This window comes from Neobacillus sp. SM06 (assembly GCF_050496765.1).
Taxonomy (GTDB): Bacteria; Bacillota; Bacilli; order Bacillales; family Cytobacillaceae; genus JAEVLT01.
Genome location: NZ_JBNWEO010000013.1, coordinates 273394 through 297856, shown reverse-complemented (window position 1 = coordinate 297856; position 24463 = coordinate 273394). Strand labels below are relative to the sequence as shown.

Here is a 24463-nt window from a genome sequence, read left to right as displayed (position 1 = left end):
CGATCGCAATACGAACAAAAGCATCTGTATAAATTAATCAGATGCTTTTATTTTAATGGTATAAGAATGAACAAAAGAACATCAAAAATTAGATGTGAAACAATCACCAATGGCATGCTTTTTTTCTTAAAATACAGCCAGCCCCAGACGAATCCGGTGAATAATGCGGCAAGAATCAATAACAATTGGCCAGAGTAAATTTGTACTGAAGCGTATAAAACGGCTCCAAGCAAAATGCTGGCAAAGGGGTTAAACTTTTTCATTAACCTTTTTTGGATAAATCCCCTCCAGAAAAATTCTTCTCCTGGTGCAGCAACTAAAATTAACGCTAAAAACTCCCAAAAAGCTGATGGAGCATACCATCTATATAAGCGGCCCACACTACTTTCAAATGGCAGATGAAAGAGTTGGATGCCTTTATAAGCAAGCCAGATTACTGCGAACAGAAGCACGCCGGAAAGAATGCCGAAGAAGATGTAGGAAAAAAAAGATACTTCGTCGTCAACTTCTCCTTGAAACGTGGCATATGCAATTAGCATGAGGATGGAAGCAGCAAAAATATACCAGAAAATTGATCTTTCGCTAAAACTGAAAAAAAGAAGAAAATGTGCAAGCACCAACCCGAGAACAAGGCGCAGATCGACTGTATGTAATTTCATTCAATTATTCCCCTTTCTAAAAACAAAGTTTATTTTAACAAAATAACGCGTGAAAGGGAAAGGAATTACCTCACATTTTCATAAGATCGAAAAAAAAAGAAAATCCTATAAGATGAAAGGAGGGGATTACCTATGTCAAAATCAAAACGTGAACAAGAACGGGAATGGACGGTTCGCAAGCAGGATCAGAATCCGCATGGAAAAATAAAATCGCTTAAGGAGTTAGCTGGAAAAAACGGAAACGACAGCAACTAATTTTTCCCAATGCCCAATGACCCTTTCGAGTGGTGAGGGCATATTTGATTTATTGGCTTTAATAGAAAAAGCAGCCAGAAAGGCCGCTCATTTTTCGAAAGCGTATTCTGTGATTAAAAAGCGCTTTCTTTTATTACCTTGTAATTTTTATGGTTGATAACAGTACGCTGCTCCAGTTCCAGATCACGATAATTGTCCATATACGTTAGGTCAACAATAACAGAGTTTTCATTTACTTTTTCAACGATTCCCTGCAATCCCCCGCGGAACTCAATGACATTTCCTACTTCTGCTTTTTTCAATGATCCTCTCTCCTTTACCTGCCAGCTTATACCAATGAAAAATCTATTTAAATAACAGTTTGCACTACTTTTTTATTTTCGTAAAGTCTTTAATATGACAATTTCATAAAATCTTGAAAAAAGGAATCGTCATCCTTTAAAATTTCTTGTATAAAGATACGTTTCTTATTTTAATATAATGACTGTTTCGAAGGCAGTACACTCTAAATAGCTGCTAGCTTGTAAATGGTCAAAGGAGAGATTTTAGTGAACGAAGAAAGCATTCAGGGGCTATTGGATCAATTAAAGTCTGGTGCTCTTTCCGAACTTTATGTGAAGAAAGAGGACTTTTTGAAATTTCGTTCGGTACTTGTCAAAAGACCGGATTTTAAGCATTTTCGTGGAATTGGACAGCACGGTGGTCATGTAATCTATCAATATATTGCGACACCGCGGAGCTAGCCAGAAAAAGGTATTGAAAAATATGTTTTTTTCTGCAAAACCCTTGTCCTATTTTTGTTCTAAATAGTAAAATATGTATATAGGAAAGGGGTGCTGTGGATGAAGGCGTTAAGTAAAATGGAATTTTTACTGCATCAAATTGAAACAAAGCGTAACGAAATGGTTTTATCCGCTGTCAAAACAGGCCTTTCTAGTGAGCAAACGCTCAGCAAAAGCAGGGAGCTTGATGATTTATTAAATCTCCACCAAAAAATTTCGACAACTAAAAAGGCGAGATCATCTCGGCTATATAGCTAATTTTGCGTATATCAAATCCAGCACTCCCAAAGGCTTCCTCTCTTTCAAGGATGAATCGTTTATACGAGAGGGAGATTTGCCTGCTGGTGAACGTAGGAAGGTCATCAGACATTTCACATTCGACTTACAGAAAATAAATTCTGATTGGCTAAAAAGGGCGATTGACTTTTAACATGATCAACCGCCCTTTTATTTTATAGAACGCATACTTTGCAAAAAAACCTTCCAAAAGAACTGATTGGGGAAAGGAACATCAGATAATGAATCAAAAAATTTTACCTGCTTCTGCCAACATGAAAGAATTTGAACGATTTTTAAAAAGCTCTTATCAGATTGGAATTTTTCTTGATATGCACATTGCTCAGCTGAAAAATATTAATCAACTCGCTAAGCAAAATGGAAAGAAAATGATCTATCATGTCGATTTAATCCATGGAATCAAGAACGATGAATACGCGACCGAGTACATTTGTCAGGAATTCAAACCACATGGTTTAATTTCAACAAAATCAAGTGTGATTTTAAAAGCAAAGCAAAAAGGAGTAGTGGCTGTTCAGCGGATCTTTATGCTTGATTCCCACGCGCTGGAAAAAAGCTACAAGCTTGTTGAAAAAACACAGCCCGATTATATAGAAGTCCTGCCGGGAGCGATGACATGGATGATTCAAGAAGTAAAGCAACGCCTGAACATCCCTGTGTTTGCTGGTGGTTTGATTCGCACACCGGAAGAAGTGGAAAATGCCTTAAAATCAGGGGCAGAGGCGGTCACAACTTCAAAAAAAGAACTATGGGACAAATTTGAAATCGTTAACAATTGAATGAAATAGTAAAACGAGGGGGATTTTTATGGAAAAATACATTTTATCACTTGATCAAGGAACAACCAGTTCGCGGGCGATTCTGTTTAACAAACAGGGGGAGATTGTCCATATTGCGCAAAAAGAATTTACCCAGTATTTTCCGAAGCCGGGTTGGGTTGAGCATAATGCGAATGAAATTTGGGGCTCCATTCTATCTGTTATTGCTGCTGTTCTGTCCGAAACCAATACAAAACCGGAGCAAATTGCCGGGATTGGGATAACCAATCAGCGGGAGACAACGGTTGTTTGGGACAAGGATACAAGTGAACCTATTTACCATGCGATTGTCTGGCAGTCGCGGCAAACAAGCGAGATTTGTGAAGAACTAAAAGCTAGGGGTTTAAATGAAGTTTTTCGCAAAAAAACGGGCCTGCTGATCGACGCTTATTTCTCTGGAACAAAAGTAAAGTGGATTCTTGATAATGTGAAAGGGGCCCGGGAAAAAGCCGAACAAGGAAAATTGCTGTTTGGGACGATCGATACGTGGCTGATTTGGAAATTGTCCGGTGGCAGAGCGCATGTAACAGATTATTCCAATGCCTCACGGACACTGATGTATAATATCCATGAACTTCAATGGGACGAAGAATTATTGAAGATTCTAACGGTTCCGCAAGCGATGCTTCCGGAAGTTCACCCTTCATCGGAAATTTACGCAAAAACCGTTGATTATCATTTCTTCGGCAAAGAAATACCGATTGCCGGTGTCGCTGGCGATCAGCAGGCCGCATTATTCGGTCAGGCCTGTTTTCATGAAGGCATGGCGAAGAATACGTATGGAACCGGCTGTTTTATGTTGATGAATACGGGTGAAAAAGCCGTGCAATCGGACAATGGCCTTTTGACCACTATTGCCTGGGGGCTGAATGGAAAAGTCGAATACGCGTTGGAAGGCAGTATTTTTGTGGCGGGATCCGCTATCCAATGGCTTCGGGATGGCCTTCGGATGTTAAAAAATGCTAGTGACAGCGAGGAATATGCCATCAGAGTTGCCTCGACCGATGGAGTATATGTTGTTCCTGCCTTTGTCGGACTTGGCACACCTTATTGGGACAGCCATGTTCGCGGTGCTGTTTTCGGATTAACACGCGGCACTACGAAAGAACATTTTATCCGGGCTACACTTGAATCGCTGGCTTATCAGACAAAAGACGTGCTTTCGGCGATGGAAGCAGACTCTGGGATCGGGCTGAAAACGCTCAGAGTTGACGGAGGGGCTGTTAAAAACAATTTTTTAATGGCTTTCCAGAGCGATATTTTAAATGTACCGGTTGAACGCCCAAAGGTGAACGAAACAACCGCGCTTGGAGCAGCGTATTTAGCAGGACTTGCCGTCGGTTTTTGGGAAAACCAGGCGGAAATCTCTAAACAATGGGCGCTTGACCGTCAATTCAGCCCAAATATGTCCCGAGATGTGCAAAATGATTTATATTCTGGATGGAAAAAGGCAGTAAATGCGGCGATGGCATTTAAATAAGTATGCAAATTGTCCTATTTATGATATTATATAATTAAGTTAATAAAAGGCAGGAGAAATCGGAGAGACCACAAATGCATTATCGGATCCGCGGTAATGATATTTGTGGTCTCTTTCTATTTTAAAGGAGACGATGAAACATGAAATTTTCCGTTTTAAACCGAAAAGAAATTATCGAAAAACTTCAGGGAGAAATCTTTGATGTACTTGTAGTTGGAGGAGGTATTACTGGAGCAGGCATCGCACTTGATGCAGCAACAAGAGGCATGAAAGTAGCTTTAGTGGAAATGCAGGATTTTGCAGCGGGAACTTCCAGCCGTTCAACAAAGCTTGTTCATGGCGGATTGCGTTATTTGAAACAATTTGAGGTAAAAATGGTTGCCGAAGTCGGAAAAGAACGGGCGATCGTTTATGAAAACGGCCCCCATGTCACCACTCCGGAATGGATGCTTTTGCCAATTCATAAAGGCGGAACATTTGGCAAATTTAGCACATCCATCGGGCTCGCGGTTTACGACTTCTTGGCTGCAGTGAAAAAATCAGAACGCCGTTCCATGCTCACAACGGATCAAACTCTTGCAAAAGAACCCCTGATTAAAAAAACCGGCCTAAAAGGCGGCGGGTATTATGTAGAATATCGAACAGATGATGCAAGATTAACGATTGAAGTCATGAAAGCGGCACATGAAAAAGGGGCGGTTGTTACCAATTATACAAAAGTCGTTCAGTTCCTTTATGATCAGCAGCGAAAACTAAGAGGGGCGGTAGTGGAAGACCAATTAACCGGGGAAAAATTCGAGGTGGTTGCCAAGAAAATTGTCAATGCGGCAGGTCCATGGGTTGACCAGATCCGCGATATGGATCAATCCAAAAAAGGAAAGGTGCTGCAGCTTTCAAAAGGGGTTCATCTCGTTATTGACCAATCCCGGTTTCCGCTCAAGCAAGCAGTTTATTTCGACACACCCGACGGGCGAATGGTTTTCGCCATCCCCCGTGAAGGCAAAGCATATGTCGGCACAACAGACACCTTCTATAATGAAGATGCTGCAACTCCTTATATGACGATTGCCGATCGCAGCTATATTATCAATGCCATTAACTATATGTTTCCTGATGTAAAAATAAGTGAAAAAGATATTGAATCAAGTTGGGCTGGTGTTCGTCCGCTTATTTACGAAGAGGGTAAATCCGCCTCGGAAATTTCAAGAAAAGATGAAATTTGGGAATCAGCTTCAGGTCTTATTACGATCGCTGGAGGAAAATTAACGGGCTACCGGAAAATGGCGGAAATGGTTACAGATCGGTTAGCAGAAAAGTTTTCGACAGAAGAGGGAAGAACTTTCCCGGCATGCTGCACAAAGCATTTGCCGATTTCCGGCGGTGATGTCGGCGGATCAGCAAATTATAAAACGTTTGTTGCATCCCATATCGCGCTCGGCGTAGCAGCAGGACTGACAAACGAAGATGCGGAAATGTTAGCCAATCGTTATGGATCAAATGTGAAAACGGTCTTCCAGCTTGCCAAAAAATTCAAAGCAGAAGCTCTAAAATTTGGTTTGCCGCTTTCACTGTTTGCCCAGCTTATTTATGCGATTGAAGAAGAAATGGCAGCAACACCCGTTGATTTCTTTCATCGCCGGACTGGAAAAATATTATTTGATATCCAAACGGTACGCAAGTGGTCCAATCAAGTCATTGCTTATATGGCTGAAAGGTTTTGCTGGAGCGATCGGCAAAAGCAGCATTATTCAGAAGAGTTAACAAAGGCATTAAATGCAGCAGTCATTCCTGCCGATGATCAGGGCAATTTTTCTTCTTCAGCAGTAAACGAACGGTAAAGGAAATCAATTTTCAAGCGAAAAAATAGCTTCCAAAATACTGCAAAATTTGCAGCATGGTGCAACTGCCGGCAGATTGATTGGCTGGCAGTTTTTTTTGTCAAAAACTTTTCATTTTCTAATATGATTTTTTTAGTTGTCGGACTGAAGGAAATCGTGATATTCTTTTTACTAATGCAGCTTGTTTTCTTTTTCGTTTTCAGTCCGTTATACATCTTTCATTTGTTTAGGGGAAAACTAGTTCTATCCAAAGTCCAATATGCCTGATTTTCTTAGTAAATCTGAATTTATATCATAATTCTGACCCACGACGGGCACGATGCCCTAGTCAGGCGAAAGGCACAGGATGTGCCGTTTTTGAGCGTAATAAATTCAACTACGCCTCATGAACCTTCCATAGGGATTCGCCAATCGACGAGTTTTCTTTCATTTTTAGTCTATTGATGGGTAGTTGACTAAATGACGCAAATTGTATAAGTTAATGAGGCAAGCATTAATTTTCACTTTTCGACATTATTTTTAAAGGAGATTGATTGATCATGGCAGAAAAACAATTTAAAGTAATCGCTGAAACAGGTATTCACGCTAGACCTGCAACATTATTGGTGCAAACGGCGAGCAAATTTGATTCTGAAATCAATTTAGAATATAAAGGAAAAAAAGTAAATTTAAAATCAATTATGGGCGTTATGTCTTTAGGTGTTGGACAAGGTGCAGACATTAAAATTTCTGCAGAAGGAAGCGATGCTCAAGACGCATTAAACAGCCTTGAAGAAACATTGAAAAAAGAAGGTTTGGCAGAGTAATGACGTTTGTTAAAGGAATTGCCGCCTCAAATGGGATCGCAATTGCAAAGGCATATCGTCTTGTTGAACCCGATCTTACGTTTGCCAAGAAAACAATCGAAGATGTGGATTCGGAGGTAAAGCGGTTCGAAGCGGCAATGAGCAAAGCCAAATCCGAGCTTGAAGCGATTCGTGATCATGCAAGCAATGAACTTGGCCCCGATAAAGCTGCAATCTTTGAAGCGCACTTACTTGTTTTAAGTGATCCCGAATTAATTTCACCAATTGAAGATAAGATTAAAACAGATAAAGTAAATGCAGAAGTGGCACTAAAAGAAACGGCTGACATGTTTGTGACAATGTTTGAACAAATGGATAATGAATACATGAAAGAGCGGGCTGCAGACATCCGTGACGTGACAAAGCGTGTTCTAACCCATCTGTTAGGTGTTCAAATGGTGAACCCAAGCATGATATCAGAAGAAGTGATCATCGTTGCCGAAGATTTAACACCATCTGATACAGCCCAATTAAACCGCCAATTTGTTAAAGGTTTCACAACCAATATTGGCGGACGTACTTCCCACTCTGCCATTATGGCTCGTTCGATGGAAATTCCGGCTGTTGTTGGGACTAAAACAGCGACAGAAGAAATTAACAATGGAGATATCGTTATTGTTGACGGATTGAAGGGAGAAGTACATATCAATCCGACTCCTGAACTTGTTGAGCAATACCGGAAAATTCATGAAGAGTATGAAACGCAAAAAGCGGAATGGGCTAAGCTCGTGAATGAGAAAACTGTTTCCGCCGATGGGCATCATGTTGAATTGGCTGCAAACATTGGTACACCTAAAGACTTAAAAGGTGTAAAAGAAAATGGCGGGGAAGGCGTTGGCCTGTATCGGACTGAATTCCTTTATATGGGAAGAGATCAGCTGCCTAGCGAGGAAGAACAGTTTGATGCCTATAAAGCGGTTTTAGAAGGCATGGAAGGAAAACCAGTTGTCGTTCGTACCCTTGATATCGGCGGTGATAAGGAACTTCCTTATTTAGAATTGCCGAAAGAACTGAACCCATTTTTAGGCTTTCGGGCCATTCGCTTATGCCTGGAAGAACAGGGGATTTTCCGTACTCAGCTTCGTGCCCTGTTAAGAGCAAGCGTATATGGCAATTTGAAAATCATGTTCCCGATGATTGCGACATTGGATGAATTCCGCGCGGCAAAAGCGCTGCTAGAAGAAGAAAAGCAGAAGCTTGTTGCAGAAGGACAAAAGGTTGCTGACAAGATTGAACTTGGGATCATGGTTGAGATTCCATCGACTGCGGTATTAGCAGATCAATTTGCAAAAGAAGTTGATTTCTTTAGTATTGGAACAAATGATTTAATCCAATATACAATGGCAGCGGACCGGATGAACCAACGGGTCTCCTATTTGTACCAGCCATACAGCCCATCGATTTTGCGGCTCGTAAAAATGGTCATTGATGCAGCCCATGCTGAAGGGAAATGGGCCGGAATGTGCGGTGAAATGGCTGGAGATGAAATTGCCATTCCAGTTCTGCTTGGACTGGGGCTTGATGAATTTTCAATGAGTGCTACATCCATTTTGAAGGCGCGTTCGCAAATTCGCAATTTAAGCAAAACTGACATGCAGAAGCTCGCTGAAACAGTTCTTACCATGCAGACTACAGATCAAGTTATCGAAGCTGTAAAATTTGCAGTAAAATAATTAAAAAATGGTTTAAAAGTTTTCGATAGGGGTAATGAATAGATATGCACATTGAAGGTGCAAACATTCTCAGTTTCCCCCTTTTTTACCGGCTGTCATACAGTCGGATTTTTTTTACCCTGCGATTCAAAATAGTTGACGGGACGTTTTCTTTTTTGTATCATTTGCTCTGAATTAAAAATAATTCAAACCGAGATATTTTTCTTGGTTAGTTTTATTATTTTTGATTCAAACTAAACTGTAGTCAATAAACAAGGAAAGGTGAAAACAAAAATGGCGAAACTATTGTACATCACAGCACACCCTCATGATGAAAGCCAGTCATACAGCATGGCAGTTGGAAAGGCGTTCTTGGATACGTATAAGGAAGTAAATCCAAGCGATGAAGTGGTTCATATTGATTTATATAAGGAAAACATTCCGGAAATTGATGCAGATGTTTTCAGCGGCTGGGGCAAGCTTCGCTCCGGTCAGGCATTTGATACTCTTTCTGCTGAAGAACAAGCAAAAGTCGGGCGTTTGGCAGAATTAAGCGAGCAGTTTATTTCAGGTGACAAATACGTGTTTGTAACACCACTTTGGAATTTCTCATTCCCGCCAGTAATGAAAGCTTATTTTGATTCTGTAGCAGTTGCAGGCAAGACCTTTAAATACACAGAGCAGGGACCAGTTGGACTTTTAACCGACAAAAAGGCTTTGCATATCCAAGCTCGCGGCGGAATTTATTCTGAAGGCCCTGCAGCTGAAATGGAAATGGGTCACCGCTATATTAACGTGATGATGAACTTCTTTGGTGTACCAAGTATTGAGGGCTTGTTTGTTGAAGGACATAATGCCTTCCCTGAAAAAGCGGAAGAAATCAAAGCCAATGCGATTGCTCGTGCAAAAGACATGGCTCATACGTTTTAGTCAAGGTGGACAGATCTGTTTTCTAGATCTGTCTTTTTTATAGAGCAACAGGACTAAATTAAAATTGGGATAAAGCAACTTGAAATTTTTGGGATGGAGGAGAAGGCCTTAGATGATTTTTCTTAGTTTCTCGACTTCTTATTTATCTTTTTTGTAAATGGAACCTAAAAAAGGGCATACTTATCCCGTCATCAGTTTTCGCACTTACAATAACTGGTAGTTACGTTATTAAAAATTTCTATGCGGATAGTTTTGTCCACCCTCGATAGAGCTGTCCAGTTTCTTGAACGGACATATAAGCCAAGACGTGTGAGGTTATGATGCATCGATCTACATGGGCCTCTACTGCTACACGTCCCCGTTTGTGGACTCTACGTAAGCTAAGTCCTTCTTTGGCTTGTGCGTTAACTCGCTCGATGGCCGTTCTTTCCGAAAATTTTGTTTTAAATGATTGAAGATGTTGCGGAAATTCCGGATCTATTTGCGGCGTTTGCGATTGTTGAATCCGAATTGTTCTGCCTGTTTGGGCTCCGCTACAACATTGAATATGGCAGGCTTCCGAACAAGTGAGCCCTTCTTGTTTATACTTTGGATCAAATACGGGACATGTCCAAACGTATTGCTTTTTTGTTTCATCCAGCCCTTTCAATTTTAACTTATGTCCACTAATACAATGTGGAACACCATACTTATCGAGTTTTGCCATTCCACGGGCATCCAGTTCTTGATCCTTGATTTTTCGTGGATTAATCGGAGCCAATAGTTTGGTCTGAAGAATGTTTTTTGCATATTGTTGATTATCTTTACTTTGATAGATTCCATCTGCGCTTACGTATTGCACGTTTTCCAGAAATTTTTCAGGAAGATCTTGCTTTACCTTTTCCAAAGTCGGTTCGAGAGTTATGGCATCACTTTCTCCACCTTTAAAAACACATCTAGATAATGGGAGTTCCGATTTAACACCGCATACAAGCGCTACTTTATGGGCTATGTAAGAAACAGTATTGCTTTTTCTCATAAGTCCAACATTGTCATCCGTAGGGATTTTCGGACAATCGCATGGTTCAGAATGGCCACATTTGCGAACTGCATTTAAAGTGGCTTCGGCTTCGACATGTGTAGTATCGACGGCCAATTGTTCTTCTTTCTCTATAATTCCTTGTTGGATGTTGAAATTCACCATAAGCTGACGAGCCTTTTCCCATAATCCGTTTTCGATCATAATCTGATCAAAACGTTCAAAGGTCCTAAGGCACGGAGTGCTGGTAAAACCGCAAACCATTCGAAAATCAGAGTTCCCCACCACTTGGAAATGAACACTTGTGACCATGACTTCCACATAAAGAAGTGGGGCTAAGAGAAACGATTTTAACAGTACATAAAAGTCAATTCCCTCTCGTCCTCTAGACGATTTTTTTGGCTTCGCACTCACGTCCCTTGGCAAATGTGGAAATAATTCGACTTGAGATTCATCAGAATTCCTTTGATTCCTCTTGTCCCAATTTCGCTGAAACCTTGCATTAATGTACTCTTGTTCAATGGGAGCGAAAACCTCTTCCCAAGGGAAATCAAGCGCCAATTTTACATAAGGAAGGTGGCGCAAAGAGGAGAAGTTGTCTTGCGCAAATGAAAATGAGGGTTGAAGGTAGATTACATTTGAATATGATTTTGGTATAATAGAATCAGTCATAATGAATTCCTTTCGTAATGGTTGTGTTGGTACTTCTATTTTACCAAAGGAGATTCATTATGGCTTTTCTTTTTGTCTAAATAGGCAAAGTTTCTATCTTCCATTAAACCCCTGTAAAAAATTAGGGTAAAAAAATTATAAAACGACCGAATTTGGTCCTATTTCGTCTAAAGTGAGATTTGACAACTCGAAAGGCATTCGTTCCACGCAGTGACCGTGGAAACACTTTTTCAATTAATAATCAAATAAAGTCAATACTATCAAGGGTTCAGGATTTTTGTCCTGTGGCTCATATGAAAAATATTTCGATTATTTAGTATAATAAAGAAGAATGAGACATTTAAGGGGGAAGAAATGATGGAACTAAATTTAGCTGGGAAAACAGCGTTGATTGCAGCATCCAGCCAAGGACTGGGCTTTGCGATTGCGGAGCAGCTTGTAAAAGAAGGCGCCAATGTGATGGTCTCTGGCCGCGTCGAAGAAAAATTAAAACAAAAAGCAAGCGAATTGGAAGCAGTCGGGGCAGGCAAGGTTGCTTATATGCAAGCCGACATTACAAAAACGGATGATATTAAACGGCTTGTAGGCAAAACAGTTGAAACATTCGGCGGTATGGAGCTTCTTGTTAACAATGCCGGTGGCCCGCCTGCGGGATCGTTTTTGGATTTATCGGATGATGATTGGCAATCTGCTTTTGAATTAAATTTACTTTCGTATGTTCGCTTGATTCGCGAGTCCCTGCCCTTTTTGAAAAAACAAGGTGGCAAAATCGTTAATATCGCATCTTCTTCCATTAAAGAGCCGATTCCTGGTTTGATTCTTTCCAATACATTTAGAACGGGGATTGTCGGACTTTCCAAAACCTTGGCGGCGGAGTTGGCACCTTTTAATATATTGGTCAATACGATTGCCCCAGGAAGAATCGCTACAGACCGTGTTGCCCATTTAGACCAGGTAAATGCAGACAAACAAGGGGTGGACAGGCAGACGATTGAAAGGCAAATGAAAGCGGTTATTCCGCTTAAGCGATATGGGACACCTGAAGAGTTTGCAAAGGTGGCTGCCTTTTTGCTGTCAGATGCCAATACATATATGACAGGCAGTTCCTTTTTAGTGGATGGCGGGATGATCAAGTCGATATAAATTTAGCGTATAATGAAAGCTGGTTGGTTATGGCAGAAGTTAAAAACTGTAAGATGATAAGAAACATGAAGCCCGGATGAGAAGGCTTCATGATAGCGTAGGGGGAAGATCTGTGGTAACACCGGAAAATACTATAATTGGTTTTATTGGAACGGGTGTAATGGGAAAAAGCATGGCGAGTCATTTAGTGAAGGCTGGTTTTCCGTTATACGTATATACGAGGACAAAAGAAAAAGCGGATGAATTGCTGGCACAAGGCGCAAAATGGGCTGCGTCGCCGAAAGAAATCGCAAACAGTGCCAATATTGTTTTTACCATTGTTGGCTATCCAAAAGACGTCGAAGAAGTATATCTAGGTGAAAATGGATTGATTCCAAATGGCAAGGCAGGCAGTTTCTATATCGATATGACGACATCGGCGCCAACGCTTGCGGCACGAATTTACGAAGAAGCGAAGAAAGCAGGAATCCATACACTTGATGCTCCGGTTTCAGGAGGTGACATCGGTGCCCAAGAGGCAAAGCTCTCAATCATGGTTGGCGGAGATAAGGCCGATTTTGAATATATCCTTCCATTATTTGAAAAACTTGGAACAAATATTGTGTACCAAGGCAAAGCCGGTTCAGGCCAACATACAAAGATGTGCAATCAAATTGCGATCGCATCAAATATGATCGGGGTTGCTGAAGCAATCATCTATGCGGAAAAAGCAGGCCTTGACCCTGAAAATGTCCTGAAAAGTATCACGAAAGGGGCAGCCGGAAGCTGGTCGCTGAGCAATTTAGCTCCAAGGATGTTGCAACAGGACTTTGCGCCCGGGTTTTATATCAAGCATTTTATTAAAGACATGAAGATTGCCATTGATGAAGCAAATGGAATGGGGATGGACGCTCCAGGTTTACAGCTGGCAAAATCCTTGTACGACCAGCTTGCTGGAAAAGGCGAAGAAAACAGCGGAACCCAGGCGATTTATAAATATTGGAAATAAACTGAAAAAGGGAGGAGAACCGCCTTAAGGTTTTCCTCCCTTTTCTCTTCTAAATAACCCGAGCAGTAAATAATAATGTACCATAGGAGGCGATACGATGGGGTTGTTTGATGACGTAGAAGAAAAATTTTATGATATCGAAGATGGCCGCTATTTGGTACGGATCGAAGGATTTTACCGTGAAAAAACGAAAAATGGCTTAAGGCCAATTCGCTGGGATTTGGTGTTAATCAACGATGCAAAAGGAGCTTTGCCAACCAAGTTTAGTCATATTGAAACCGATGGCGGATTTCGAATTTTAATGGATGAAATCAAGCGATTAGGCTACGAAAAACCAAAATCGGCTAGGGAACTGGAGGCAGTATTAAACGATTTACGGGGCAGTTATGTCGAAATCAGCCTGTTTACCACCGATTTTCAAGAGGGCTATCGCGATGTTCGGTTTTTAAGAAAAATGGGTTAGCCCAGTATAATTCCTCCCGAAAAACAAGAAACTACAAAAGTACTGTTTAAGGGAGGAATGAATATGGCCAAAAAAACGAAAAAGAATGACCCGCAGCAGAAAAATAAAAAGGTTTTGATTCAGCAGTTATGAACCAGGAGGTTGCTCACGAATTTGGTTCAGCAGCAACCAATAAAATTCACAAAGATAAGGCCAAAAAAGAAAAAGCGCCAAAAAACAATGGTAAATACAAAGGACAGTAATAAGGAAGCCTGATGTAATCCCAGAATTAGCGGGACATCAGGCTTTTTTCGTTCAATTGATAAAACCCCTTTACCTATTTGATTCCATGCTCACGGGCGAGGTAAACTTCGATCCGATCAAGCGCTTCTTGCAAGACAGCCATTGCGGAAGCGTAAGAAAGGCGGAAATAGCCTTCGCCATAGGCGGAAAATGCACTCCCTGGAACAACAGCTACCTTCGCCTTGTTCACTAAATCCAGAGCAAAATCAAAGCTGTTTAACTTGATGGAATCCGGGATTTTGATGAAAAAGTAAAAAGCTCCGTCCGGTTTGACAACTGATAGACCAAGTTTGGTCAAGCGGCTGTATACGTATTGCCGCCTTTTTTTGTATTCCTCTTTCATTGCTAGTGCATCGTCCACACCGGCAGTCAAAGCCTCCAATGCAGCCATCTGCGCGATGGAATTGGCACAGGATACATTGTATTGATGGACTTTAAGAATATGCTTGGTTAAATATTCCGGTGCAAACAAAAAACCGATCCTCCATCCGGTCATCGAATGGCTTTTTGATAGCCCGTTGATCAAAATTGTTTTTTCCTTAAGAAAAGAAGCGATTGAGGCATGGGATTGATCATAAACAAGTTCGCTATAAATCTCGTCTGCCAAAATAAATAGATCGCGGTCTTTAACAAGCGTGGCGATATCCTCTAATTCGGATTTTGTTAAACTAACCCCTGTTGGGTTTGAAGGATATGGCAAAACAATACAGCGCGTTTTAGCGGTTAGGGTTTTTTTGAGAATTTCCGCCGTTAAGCGAAACTGGTTTTCAGTAACATCGGCATGAATCGGAATGGCGCCGCACATGCGGATCAACGGTTCGTAGCCCGGGTAGACTGGGCCTGGTAAAATAACTTCCATTCCTTCTGACAAAATCGTTCGAAAGGCGATATCGATTGCTTCGCTTGCTCCAATTGTCACAATGATTTCTGTTTCCGGGTTGTAATGTAAGCTGTATTTTTTTTCAACAAATTGGCTTGCGGCTTGACGTAGTTCCAAAATGCCAGCATTGGGGGTATAGCTGGTGAAATTATCGTGTATGGCCTGAATTCCTGCTTGTTTAACATGTTCTGGGGTAGGAAAATCAGGTTGTCCGATCGTCAATGAGATTAAATCGTCTGAATGGGACACCATATTAAAGAATTTTCGAATCCCTGAAATCTCGAGCTTTTTTACTTTTGAATTAATTAAATGTTCCATCTTTCTTCTTCATCCTTCCAATGGGGCGTCCAATTTCCTGCACAACGCTATTTTACCACACTTTATTGCATGTTCATTATGCTCCGCTGTTTTTTAAATCAAAAATAAAACGGTCTGATTAATCAGACCGTTAAGGTTGGTGTGGAATCTATATCACATAGTTTTTTAATAACCGTAATCCCAATCAATTTCTTCTTCGTGCCAAAAAACAGGTGAAACTGAACCAAAGTCGACAATTTTGTTTTCAAGTTGGCAATTGCACTGGCTGCACCCGCATTGGTTTTTAATTTCTTCGAAAACATCGTGGTCAACATTTTCGAGAAACGTCACAGAATCCTCTTTAAATAAAATGGCTGTTCCTTTCATGGATCAACACCTCTTTATAAATTCTTTACACTTATATTGTAAGCCGGACGGATAGCTCTGTCTAGATCCATGTGACAACGTTCACAAAACGCTCAATTTAAGGAACGGAACGAATGCAAGTTGTGAACAAAACGGGTTTTTCTGCTTAAGAATAACGTTCACCAAGCTTTTTGAAAATTGGTTTTTGATACGTATGGTGGCGATTCTTATTTGATGGCGGCGGAGGGCAATCCGACAAACCTGTGTAGGAGGACAAAATCGCTTTAGCCATGTTAAGTGAAAGGGAAGCTTTCGGATTTCGGACGTGGCTATCCAATTTACCCAAATGAGGGAGTTCGGTAAAATCATGTTTAGATGGCGGGATATGGAAAGTATACTTTCCGCAAGCAACCAATACATCCGATTGCTGTTGGCTGTTTCTAGGGTTTTCCGAAAAATGGAGTCCGATTTTTTTTGCCTTTCCTTCTTTCAAGAGTTTCTTCAATGCTTCATGTTTCAACTTATAAAGAAATTTAGGATTTGGAGCCGTTTTGGCATGGCGATTCACAATATAGATGGCTTGAGAGAGGTTTTCAATTGTTAAATTAAACTGGATTGGGGGATGTTTATGATCACTGTTCAAAATAGTTTCTCCTTTCTACCAATACACAACAATATTATACCTTTTTTTCTGGAAAATAGAAATAAAAGTATGAAAGATAAAAACAGATTAAAGCAAATTTATCTTACTTTTCAGAAGCACTCTGTATTATGATTATACTAGAATGACAATGGAGGTAAATCCTCTATTATCCAAAAACCAATTAATCGAGCAAGAACAAAAATTTTCCCACTGTATAGAGGCTGATAAAATGGAATATATCAATCATGCATTAACAGCAGAACTGGAACATGTAAGCAGCAAAGTTCAGCGGATTCTTTTTGAAATGATTTTTCAGCATGCGACAGATATGGTCTATTTAATGAAAGTGGAAGAAGGCCCGCGCTTTCGTTATTTATTTGTAAATGAATCAGGGCTGAAAAGAGCAAGAATGTCATTGGAATCAATCGGCAAAACGCTGGAGGAAGCATTGCCGCATGAACAGGCGGTACCCCTAAAACGTGAGTATGAAAAGGTAATGAAGAAAAAAGATGTCCTTATTTATTCGGACTATTTCTATATTGAAAATGGGGCAAAAGTTTATGGAGAAACGGTTTTAACACCGGTAAAAGACGAAAGCTCGGCAGTTCGCTACATTGTAGCGATTACAAGGGATGTTACTGAAAAGCACCGGGAGAAAAATGAATTGCTAGAAAGTGAACAGCGGTATCGTTCGATTGTGGACAATAACTTGGACGCGATTTTTTCCATCTCACTTGACGGTCAGTTGATTGAGGCCAATCCGGCAGCTGCCAAATTAACCGGTTTCACTAAAAAGCAATTAGCGAAACGATCGATTTATGATTTTATTGCCGATCGTGACTTGGCCAGTTTTAAATCCATTCTTGAGAGAACAGCTGACGGCTATGCGCTTGAAACCCTTGATTGCCGGCTGGTACATAGCAACGGACGTCTTTTTGATGTCCACTTGAAGACGGTGCCGATTGTAGTGAATGAGCAAATTTCAGGTTTGTATATCATTTGCCGCGATATTTCAGAACAGGCAAAAAATGTTGAAACCATTAAGTTCATGGTTTTGCATGACCAGTTAACCGGTTTGCGAAACCGGAGGGCATTGATTGATGATTTAAATAAGAATATCCGCCGTTTTTCAAGAGAGAAAAAGGCCTTTTCTCTTATTTCAATTGATTTGGATCGTTTTAAATATTTAAATGATTCCCTTGGGCATCTTGTTGGCGATGAAATCCTTAAACGGGTTTCTCAACGGTTGATTGCCTACAAGAGTAAAAATTGTTTTGTCTATCGGCAGGGCGGCGATGAATTTAATCTCTTGCTACTGAATGTGAACCGAATTGAAACAAACCGATTTGTGCAAGGGCTGATTCACAACTTTTCCAAATCGTTTTATTTTAATTCGCAGGAGTATTTTATTTCACCGAGTATCGGAATCAGTATGTACCCGAGCGATGGGAAAGACGCCGAAACCCTGATTAAAAATGCGGATGAAGCATTGTTCCGCGTGAAAGAGCGCGGCAGAGGGCACTATCAATTTTACCGGTCAGATATGAACGCAGTGCTGACCAATGTGGTTGCCCTTGAAACCCATCTGCGCAAGGCAATTGAACTGGAAGAGCTCACTCTTTACTTTCAGCCGCAAATCAATTTAAGGACAAGGGAGATTAAAAGCTTCGAAGCCTTGCTGCGCTGGAACAATGAGGAACTGGGCATGATCTCACCCAATTTGTTTATTCCGTTGGCCGAAGATACAGGGCTGATGATTTCGATCGGCAATTGGGTTATTGAAAAGGCATGCTGGCAAATTCGCGAATGGAATCGCCAGGGGTTTTATGAATTTCGGGTGGCGATTAATATTTCACCAAAACAATTTCAGCAGCCAAACCTTGTCGGTTACATTGCTGAAATGATGAAAAAGTATGAAGTGCATCCCGCATTTTTAGAAATTGAGATTACGGAAGGCGCAATGCAAGATACAAAAGAAGCGATTCCGATTTTGCAAAAAATCAAAGAGCTTGGCATCAAAATTTCAGTTGATGATTTCGGGACAGGTTATTCTTCCTTGAGCTATTTAAAACAATTTCCGATAGATGTTTTGAAAATTGATCAATCGTTTATTCGCGATTTGTTTCATGATGAGAAGGATGCGGCGATTACCTCAACAATTATTCATCTTGGCCAAAGCCTTGGGATGGAAGTAGTTGCCGAAGGAGTCGAAACGATTCAGCAAGTTGAGTTTCTAATCAATGCAAACTGCCATAAAGCTCAAGGATATTTTTACGCAAAGCCGATCCCGCCAAACGAAGTCGAAGAACGTTTCTTAAGAAAAAGAACGTAAAAATCCTTATGTTTTCCCATAAGGGTTTTTCTTAGCCTGATTTTAAGGTGAAGACGGTTAATTCCGGTTTTGCCATGAAACGAAATGGCAGTCTTGTCGTTCCAAGGCCGCGATTGACATAAAGTTTTAGAGGAGAGGATTTTCCGATCGAGTAAAGGCCTTCCGGATACTTTCTTGCATACGGCGGGATTACAAGGGCGCCAAAAAACGGAATTTTCACTTGCCCGCCATGACTGTGTCCGCTTAGCTGCCAATGAATCGGATAAGTTGCCGCTGTATCGGCGAGATCGGGAGCGTGTGATAATAGAAGGGTAAACATATTCATCGGCACTTGTTTGTATGCTGAGGCAAGGTCTGGCCGGCCAAGCATCGCATCATCAATGCCGATAATATAGATGCTGCTGCCATCCATTTGCTGTATCCGTCTTGCTTCGTTTTTTAGAAGAGTGAACTCGGCATCTTGCATAATGTTTTTATAAAGATCGGATCCATATCCACCATGATCATGGTTTCCATATATGCAATATTTTCCTAACGGTGCCGAAAGTTGGGCTAAAACGGGCGCAATATGCTTCCGATTCTTGTATTGATTCGGTGCGTCCATCAAATCGCCGGTAAAAAACACCAGATCAGGTTTTAGAGAATTCATTTTCGTAATTAATTTTTTTAATTGACTAAGTGTGTACTGAAATCCAAGGTGGGTATCGCTGAACTGAATGATGGTGACCCCATCAAAACTTTTAGGGATGAGTGGATGGTGAATTTGAAAGCGGTTAATTTCGAGCAATCCGGGCTCAATTTGATGAGCGTAAAGGATTCCTCCCGAACTTACCCCTACTGCACCAAGCAAGCCGGTAAATGCTTTTTTAAGAAACGTTCTTCTTGTCCATTTTGTTTCCATTGAATTAACCAGCCTTAACGTTTTTTAAGTAAAAATAGGCATTTATCTAAGTGTATCATTTTTGTTGCTTCTGATAGTTTATTTATTCATTGCTTGACCAATCCATTCATAAAATTTTTCCCGCTTTTATAATCGTGAAACGGTTGCGGTGAAAATGGTATGATAGGAGGAGAAATAATGGATGGGGGTATCTGAATGGATCCATTGGATATCTTAACAGACCTTGAAAATGTTGTTCCTTTTTTTCAGCCGATTTTTAGCGCTGATGAACAGCGAGTTATGGGTTATGAAGTAGTAGGCAGATATTTTTCAGACGGTCAGATTATTAGTTTAGGCTCTTTTTTTCAAGATGAGCAAATTCCGGATGAATATAAAGTGGAAGTCGATCAGCTTCTGTTGAAAAAAGCGCTCGACAAAGCGCTTACTGCGAATGAAGATGTCAGTTTTTTCTTTAATCGGTCAGCCGGTTTATTAATGTATGAACATGGAGAGCCGCTTTTGAATGAATTGCTTGAATATGAAAAAAAGGGAATCAACTTGAAAAGAATCGTCCTAGAGATTTCGGAAGACAATTATCCGGGAGATCTTGATCAATTTGACCATCTTTTACGCTATTACCGCACATATGGAATCAAAATAGCGATTGAAAAGATGGGGAGCGACAGTTCTTACTTGGATCGGGTCAGTCAGTTGGAACCGGATATCTTAAAGGTCAACTTACGGGCTCTAAGGTCGGAAGCGAAGGGAAATGCCTTCAATGATGTATTGTATTCTCTTTCCTTGCTGGCCAGAAAGATCGGAGCCGCTTTGCTGTTTGAAAACATTGAAATGGAGTACCAGCTTCAATTTGCCTGGAAAAATGGTGGCAGATACTACCAGGGATTTTATCTTTCATTTCCAAATGGTGAACTTGTTGACCGCGATCTGTTAAAAGATCGTTTGAAGGCAAAATTTCATGATTTTATCACGTATGAAAAGCGAAAACTGGAAAAGTTTTATTTCACTGCAGAGGAATTCCAGGCAAAAGTTTTGGAGATTGTCCAAAAAGCAAAGAAAGGATCCTCTGAAGAGCTGTTTGAATTACTGATTAAAGAAATGAACCAGATTGCCTTTCGGATGTATATTTGTGATGAGGACGGTTTTCAAAATTCTCCCAACATTTTCAAAACACAGCACGGTTGGGTTACCCAGAATGAATATATCGGGAAAAATTGGAGCTGGCGCCCGTATTTTTTGGAAAATATAATTCGCATGCGCAATGAAAGAAAAGGAATTTTATCTGATTTGTACTGTGATATTGAAACAGGTGAGACGATTCGCACGTTCTCGTTTCCGTTAACTGAAAGCGGCTATTTATTTATCGACATCTCTTACCACTATTTATTTGAACATGAAGAATTGCTTTAATCGAGCCATGTCAATGGATTTTTATTCTCTACATCTTGCAACTTCATTGTTTTTTTCGTTGTTTTCTTGGGTAAAGTGACAGAAAAAAGCTTTATTTGTCTATTATTAGCGAACGAATTTGTGACAATTTTAGTACAAATATTGCTAAAATGAATATTATTTGTCATTTGAGCCAAGGAGGAAAGGAAAAAATGAAGAAATTGCTCATTCTTGTAATTTTATTGCTAATCACGGTTGTGCCTTTATCCCCTGAAGCAACATCAGAAATGACAACAAGAAGCGATGTATTTACTTTTTTAAAGGATGCATACAAAGCCCAAGTTTCGTTAAGTGAAAAAGGAAGAACCAAGCAGGAAATTAATGCAATTATCGGACCTTATTTTTCGGACAATTACCAACAGCTTTTTTGGAAAGCAAACATTGTGCAGGAAAAAGGGAAATTTTTAACGTATGGTTCGGATTTTGCACCGTACTATATTCCTTACTATCAATTCTCTAGAAAAACAAAAGTCGTTTTTCTGCCAAATCAAATCTATGTGTTTGAATATTTTCCCGAGAAATTGGACGGACCGGTAGGGTATAAAAGCCATTATGAAGGCTTGTTAATCAAAAAGGGAGCAGGGGGCGAGGGCTGGAAAGTGGACAGTTACCTCTTCGATCAAATTCCGAAAGAAATCATCGCAAAAGGAAACAATCAAACGGAATGATGACCATTTCAGCGGGTGGCAGCGGAAAAAATCTTTCAGAAAAAAATTTTTGTTTGGACAAATAGAGACAGGTATTTTATGCTGTTAATATTGGTATGTAAAAAAAGATTGTTAAATAATTACATCCTTTTATTAGGATAGAAACATGCCAAAGGAGAATTATAATCATATATAGTTCTTCCGTTTGAAAGGAGAGGTAGGAAATGTCACAGCTGCAAGGCATATTAACACGGTTAAAAAACCTTCAAGAACAAGCCAATGGAGGGGAACCGGCACAACGTTTTTTTGAGGTAGACGGCGAAAAAAAATGCCAAGTTACGTTCCATCCGAAAACGGAGACGTTTGAATTAGAAGTGTACAACGAGAAGGAAAAACCAAAACGTTATCAGTTTGACAATATTGATATGATCACCATTGAAATTTTTGATCTCATCCAGTAGGAGCCTTTTGGTTCCTTTTTTCAACTCTTGATTTATGCCAAATGAGAGATCATGTCCTACATACCGAAATTGAGGTGGAAAAAATGCTCCCAACTGTAACTTGTCCAAAATGCAAACAGGAAGCAAACATGGATAAGGTTTTGACCGCTCAGTCAAATCAAAACGTCATTTACGAGTGCCCGAAATGCCATTACCTTGTTAGGAATATTGAGACAAGCAAAGGATAACGGTTTCAAAAACGGACATTTTCGCGGAAACTGTGATAGAATATAAATGGGTTATAACAAAGATTGAGGAGTTTTCGGCGATGATAAGTCTATACAGTGGGGAATTTTTAGAAATCAGCATTCGGAATTTAATGATACCTTCTGAACGGGTGGCACATGTACAAGTGGGCAACAATCTTGAACATGCATTACTCGTTTTAACGAAAAGCGGTTATACCGCGATACCGGTTTTAGATCCTCATTATAAACTCCACGGGTTAATCAGTACTCCGATCCTAATGGATTCTATTCTAGGGCTTGAGCGAATCGAATTTGAAAAGCTCGAGCAAAAAAGGGTGGAGGAAGTGATGAATACGGCAGTTCCGCGTGTGAAAAGCAGCGCGTCATTGCAAACATGTCTGGAATTGCTAGTCAATCACCCGTTCCTGTGCATCGAATCCGAAGAGGGGATTTTTGAAGGGATTCTGCCAAGAAGTACTGTCTTACATCAATTGAATAAGCATATCAGAAAAGTAAGCAAAAACCATATAGAGTCATAAGCTCCCCTTTCCGGGAGCTGTATTTTTTAAGGAGAAGAGGTGCTCTTATGAACGAGACTGAAAAAAGCGGACAGAATCCGAAAAAACAGACAAAACGGCCGCTTGTTTTAGCATCAGTCATGCTGGCAATGTTTATGGGAGCCATCGAAGCAACGATTGTTTCCACTGCGATGCCGGCTGTTGTTGCCGATTTGGGGGGATTCGGTCTTTATAGCTGGATTTTTTCCGCCTATTTGCTAATGAATTCTGTGACGGTGCTGATCTATGGAAAACTTTCCGATTTGTTTGGCCGAAAACCGATTCTTACGTTTGGGATTATCGTCTTTCTAATTGGTTCCATCCTTTGCGGGTTTGCAGTTTCAATGAAGACGCTGATTATTTACAGGCTGATTCAAGGATTTGGAGCTGGGGCGGTAATGCCGATCGCAACAACGATCGTCGGTGATATTTACACAAAAGAAGAGCGGGCGAAAATCCAGGGATACTTATCGAGCGTTTGGGGGATTTCTGCGATTACTGGGCCTGCCATTGGCGGCCTGCTTGTTCAATACGTAAGTTGGCATTATGTTTTCTGGATCAATATTCCGCTAGGTCTGCTCTCATTAGCCGGCTTATGGCTATTCTTGCACGAACACGTTGAAAGGAAAAAACATCATATTGATTATTCGGGGGCAGTGCTTCTTACAGTTGCCATTTCATCGCTTATGTTCGTTCTGGTTGAAGGTGGAGGTAGTATTTCCTGGAATTCACCAATGGCAATTACCTTGTTCACGGTGTTCGCGATTGCACTGATTCTGTTTCTTTTTCAGGAAAAACGAGCTGTTGAACCTGTTATGCCTTTATCCATTTGGAAGGAACGATCCATTTTTGTTGCGAATATCACTTCGTTAACGACAGGCGTGATGCTTATTGGCATTTCAAGTTTTCTGCCTACTTTTGTTCAAGGAGTGATGGAACAGACTCCGATTGTTGCTGGGTTTACATTAACAGCAATGTCGGTTGGCTGGCCGATTGCTTCTGCCGTCTCCGGGCGTTTGCTTTTAAAACTTGGATATCGAATTACTTCCATCCTAGGCGGAGTTGCCCTCATTCTGGGAAGTGCTGTATTTGTCACGATGACGGCCGAAACAGGGCCGTATTGGGCAGCGGCAGGTTCTTTTTTCGTTGGCGTAGGGATGGGGTTAACATCGACTGCGTTTATCGTTTCGATTCAAAGTACTGTAAGCTGGCAACAGCGGGGGATTGCAACAGCTGCCAATATGTTTATGCGCAATTTCGGCAACACGATTGGTGCAGCCTTGTTTGGAGGAATTTTAAACAATGGCTTAATTCGTTTTTTTAACCAAAGTGAAAAAAAGACAGGTGTGAAATTCACGGTTGATTCAACAAATGCTCTATTAAAAGAAACAGATCGCAGCAAGCTGCCGGATTCGTTGCTGCAAGTTCTGCAAAATGGTCTTACGGTTTCGCTTCATTCTGTTTATTTTGTTGTCTTTGTGTTCGCGGTTGTCAGCTTGATCTTTATTTTATTTATTCCAAAAAAAGAGGAAATGAATACACAAGAATTAAGCAACTAACAGTAGGAAACAATGGAATCAAGGA

The 24463-nt window shown here is 40.6% G+C and carries 25 protein-coding genes; 18 read left to right on the top strand and 7 right to left on the bottom strand.

Annotation, left to right across the window (positions count from 1 at the left end):
• Positions 1-47 precede the first annotated feature (47 nt).
• Positions 48-659 (bottom strand): CPBP family intramembrane glutamic endopeptidase, encoded by a 612-nt coding sequence (locus tag ACQYAD_RS06575; protein ID WP_430236530.1) that lies wholly within the window; start codon positions 657-659, stop codon positions 48-50.
• A gap of 132 nt (positions 660-791) precedes the next feature.
• Here ACQYAD_RS06575 and ACQYAD_RS06570 point away from each other — a divergent pair, with 132 nt between their 5' ends.
• Positions 792-914, top strand: coding sequence for a DUF6254 family protein (locus ACQYAD_RS06570; protein WP_430236528.1), 123 nt, complete (start codon positions 792-794; stop codon positions 912-914).
• Between the two features lie 113 nt (positions 915-1027).
• Here ACQYAD_RS06570 and ACQYAD_RS06565 read toward each other — a convergent pair whose 3' ends face one another.
• Positions 1028-1216 (bottom strand): YkvS family protein, encoded by a 189-nt coding sequence (locus ACQYAD_RS06565; protein ID WP_430236526.1) that lies wholly within the window; start codon positions 1214-1216, stop codon positions 1028-1030.
• 246 nt (positions 1217-1462) lie between these two features.
• Between ACQYAD_RS06565 and ACQYAD_RS06560 the strand changes: the two genes are divergently transcribed.
• The 8 genes from ACQYAD_RS06560 (at position 1463) to ACQYAD_RS06525 (ending at position 9556) form a co-directional block, all read left to right on the top strand.
• Positions 1463-1657, top strand: coding sequence for a hypothetical protein (locus ACQYAD_RS06560; RefSeq protein ID WP_430236524.1), 195 nt, complete (start codon positions 1463-1465; stop codon positions 1655-1657).
• Positions 1658-1756: 99 nt separating this feature from the next.
• Positions 1757-1954: a Spo0E family sporulation regulatory protein-aspartic acid phosphatase gene (locus ACQYAD_RS06555; RefSeq protein ID WP_430236522.1), complete on the top strand. Its 198-nt coding sequence runs from the start codon at positions 1757-1759 to the stop codon at positions 1952-1954.
• A 260-nt stretch (positions 1955-2214) separates the two neighbouring features.
• On the top strand, positions 2215-2772 hold the full coding sequence (locus ACQYAD_RS06550) for a glycerol-3-phosphate responsive antiterminator (protein ID WP_430236520.1): 558 nt from the start codon (positions 2215-2217) through the stop codon (positions 2770-2772).
• A 28-nt stretch (positions 2773-2800) separates the two neighbouring features.
• On the top strand, positions 2801-4291 hold the full coding sequence (gene glpK, locus ACQYAD_RS06545) for a glycerol kinase GlpK (protein WP_430236518.1): 1491 nt from the start codon (positions 2801-2803) through the stop codon (positions 4289-4291).
• Positions 4292-4431: 140 nt separating this feature from the next.
• On the top strand, positions 4432-6129 hold the full coding sequence (locus ACQYAD_RS06540; RefSeq protein ID WP_430236516.1) for a glycerol-3-phosphate dehydrogenase/oxidase: 1698 nt from the start codon (positions 4432-4434) through the stop codon (positions 6127-6129).
• A gap of 539 nt (positions 6130-6668) precedes the next feature.
• The gene (locus ACQYAD_RS06535; protein ID WP_430236514.1) at positions 6669-6935 is read left to right on the top strand and encodes a phosphocarrier protein HPr; all 267 of its coding nucleotides are present in this window, start codon (positions 6669-6671) and stop codon (positions 6933-6935) included.
• On the top strand, positions 6935-8647 hold the full coding sequence (gene ptsP, locus ACQYAD_RS06530; protein WP_430236512.1) for a phosphoenolpyruvate--protein phosphotransferase: 1713 nt from the start codon (positions 6935-6937) through the stop codon (positions 8645-8647). Before ACQYAD_RS06535 ends, ptsP begins: the two co-directional genes overlap by 1 nt.
• 273 nt (positions 8648-8920) lie before the next feature.
• Positions 8921-9556 (top strand): FMN-dependent NADH-azoreductase, encoded by a 636-nt coding sequence (locus ACQYAD_RS06525; protein ID WP_430236510.1) that lies wholly within the window; start codon positions 8921-8923, stop codon positions 9554-9556.
• 238 nt (positions 9557-9794) lie between these two features.
• Here ACQYAD_RS06525 and ACQYAD_RS06520 read toward each other — a convergent pair whose 3' ends face one another.
• Positions 9795-11246: a transposase gene (locus tag ACQYAD_RS06520; RefSeq protein WP_430235218.1), complete on the bottom strand. Its 1452-nt coding sequence runs from the start codon at positions 11244-11246 to the stop codon at positions 9795-9797.
• Between the two features lie 357 nt (positions 11247-11603).
• On the opposite strand from ACQYAD_RS06520, the gene ACQYAD_RS06515 reads away from it, so the two are divergent.
• From ACQYAD_RS06515 to ACQYAD_RS06505, 3 genes are all read left to right on the top strand, one after another.
• Positions 11604-12389, top strand: coding sequence for an SDR family oxidoreductase (locus ACQYAD_RS06515; protein ID WP_430237223.1), 786 nt, complete (start codon positions 11604-11606; stop codon positions 12387-12389).
• Between the two features lie 112 nt (positions 12390-12501).
• The gene (locus ACQYAD_RS06510; protein WP_430236508.1) at positions 12502-13377 is read left to right on the top strand and encodes an NAD(P)-dependent oxidoreductase; all 876 of its coding nucleotides are present in this window, start codon (positions 12502-12504) and stop codon (positions 13375-13377) included.
• 97 nt (positions 13378-13474) lie between these two features.
• Positions 13475-13840: a hypothetical protein gene (locus tag ACQYAD_RS06505; RefSeq protein ID WP_430236506.1), complete on the top strand. Its 366-nt coding sequence runs from the start codon at positions 13475-13477 to the stop codon at positions 13838-13840.
• A 316-nt stretch (positions 13841-14156) separates the two neighbouring features.
• Here the strand turns inward: ACQYAD_RS06505 and ACQYAD_RS06500 are convergent, their stop codons facing one another.
• The 3 genes from ACQYAD_RS06500 to ACQYAD_RS06490 form a co-directional block, all read right to left on the bottom strand.
• Positions 14157-15320, bottom strand: coding sequence for an aminotransferase A (locus ACQYAD_RS06500; RefSeq protein WP_430236504.1), 1164 nt, complete (start codon positions 15318-15320; stop codon positions 14157-14159).
• Between the two features lie 165 nt (positions 15321-15485).
• On the bottom strand, positions 15486-15686 hold the full coding sequence (locus ACQYAD_RS06495) for a hypothetical protein (protein WP_430236502.1): 201 nt from the start codon (positions 15684-15686) through the stop codon (positions 15486-15488).
• Between the two features lie 145 nt (positions 15687-15831).
• Positions 15832-16308: a YkyB family protein gene (locus ACQYAD_RS06490; protein WP_430236500.1), complete on the bottom strand. Its 477-nt coding sequence runs from the start codon at positions 16306-16308 to the stop codon at positions 15832-15834.
• A 229-nt stretch (positions 16309-16537) separates the two neighbouring features.
• On the opposite strand from ACQYAD_RS06490, the gene ACQYAD_RS06485 reads away from it, so the two are divergent.
• Positions 16538-18640 carry a sensor domain-containing protein gene (locus tag ACQYAD_RS06485; RefSeq protein ID WP_430236497.1) on the top strand — a complete coding sequence of 701 codons (2103 nt, stop codon included), beginning with the start codon at positions 16538-16540 and terminating at the stop codon, positions 18638-18640.
• Between the two features lie 31 nt (positions 18641-18671).
• On the opposite strand, the gene ACQYAD_RS06480 is transcribed toward ACQYAD_RS06485, so the two are convergent.
• Positions 18672-19541, bottom strand: a complete 870-nt coding sequence (locus ACQYAD_RS06480; RefSeq protein ID WP_430236495.1) for a metallophosphoesterase — start codon at positions 19539-19541, stop codon at positions 18672-18674.
• 195 nt (positions 19542-19736) lie between these two features.
• On the opposite strand from ACQYAD_RS06480, the gene ACQYAD_RS06475 reads away from it, so the two are divergent.
• From ACQYAD_RS06475 to ACQYAD_RS06455, 5 genes are all read left to right on the top strand, one after another.
• Positions 19737-20948, top strand: coding sequence for an EAL-associated domain-containing protein (locus ACQYAD_RS06475; protein ID WP_430236493.1), 1212 nt, complete (start codon positions 19737-19739; stop codon positions 20946-20948).
• Positions 20949-21139: 191 nt separating this feature from the next.
• Positions 21140-21655: a DUF3993 domain-containing protein gene (locus ACQYAD_RS06470; protein ID WP_430236491.1), complete on the top strand. Its 516-nt coding sequence runs from the start codon at positions 21140-21142 to the stop codon at positions 21653-21655.
• 203 nt (positions 21656-21858) lie between these two features.
• Positions 21859-22095 (top strand): YkuJ family protein, encoded by a 237-nt coding sequence (locus ACQYAD_RS06465; protein ID WP_430236490.1) that lies wholly within the window; start codon positions 21859-21861, stop codon positions 22093-22095.
• A gap of 307 nt (positions 22096-22402) precedes the next feature.
• The gene (gene cbpB / locus ACQYAD_RS06460) at positions 22403-22861 is read left to right on the top strand and encodes a cyclic-di-AMP-binding protein CbpB (protein WP_430236488.1); all 459 of its coding nucleotides are present in this window, start codon (positions 22403-22405) and stop codon (positions 22859-22861) included.
• A 47-nt stretch (positions 22862-22908) separates the two neighbouring features.
• The gene (locus ACQYAD_RS06455; RefSeq protein ID WP_430236486.1) at positions 22909-24438 is read left to right on the top strand and encodes an MDR family MFS transporter; all 1530 of its coding nucleotides are present in this window, start codon (positions 22909-22911) and stop codon (positions 24436-24438) included.
• Positions 24439-24463 lie beyond the last annotated feature (25 nt).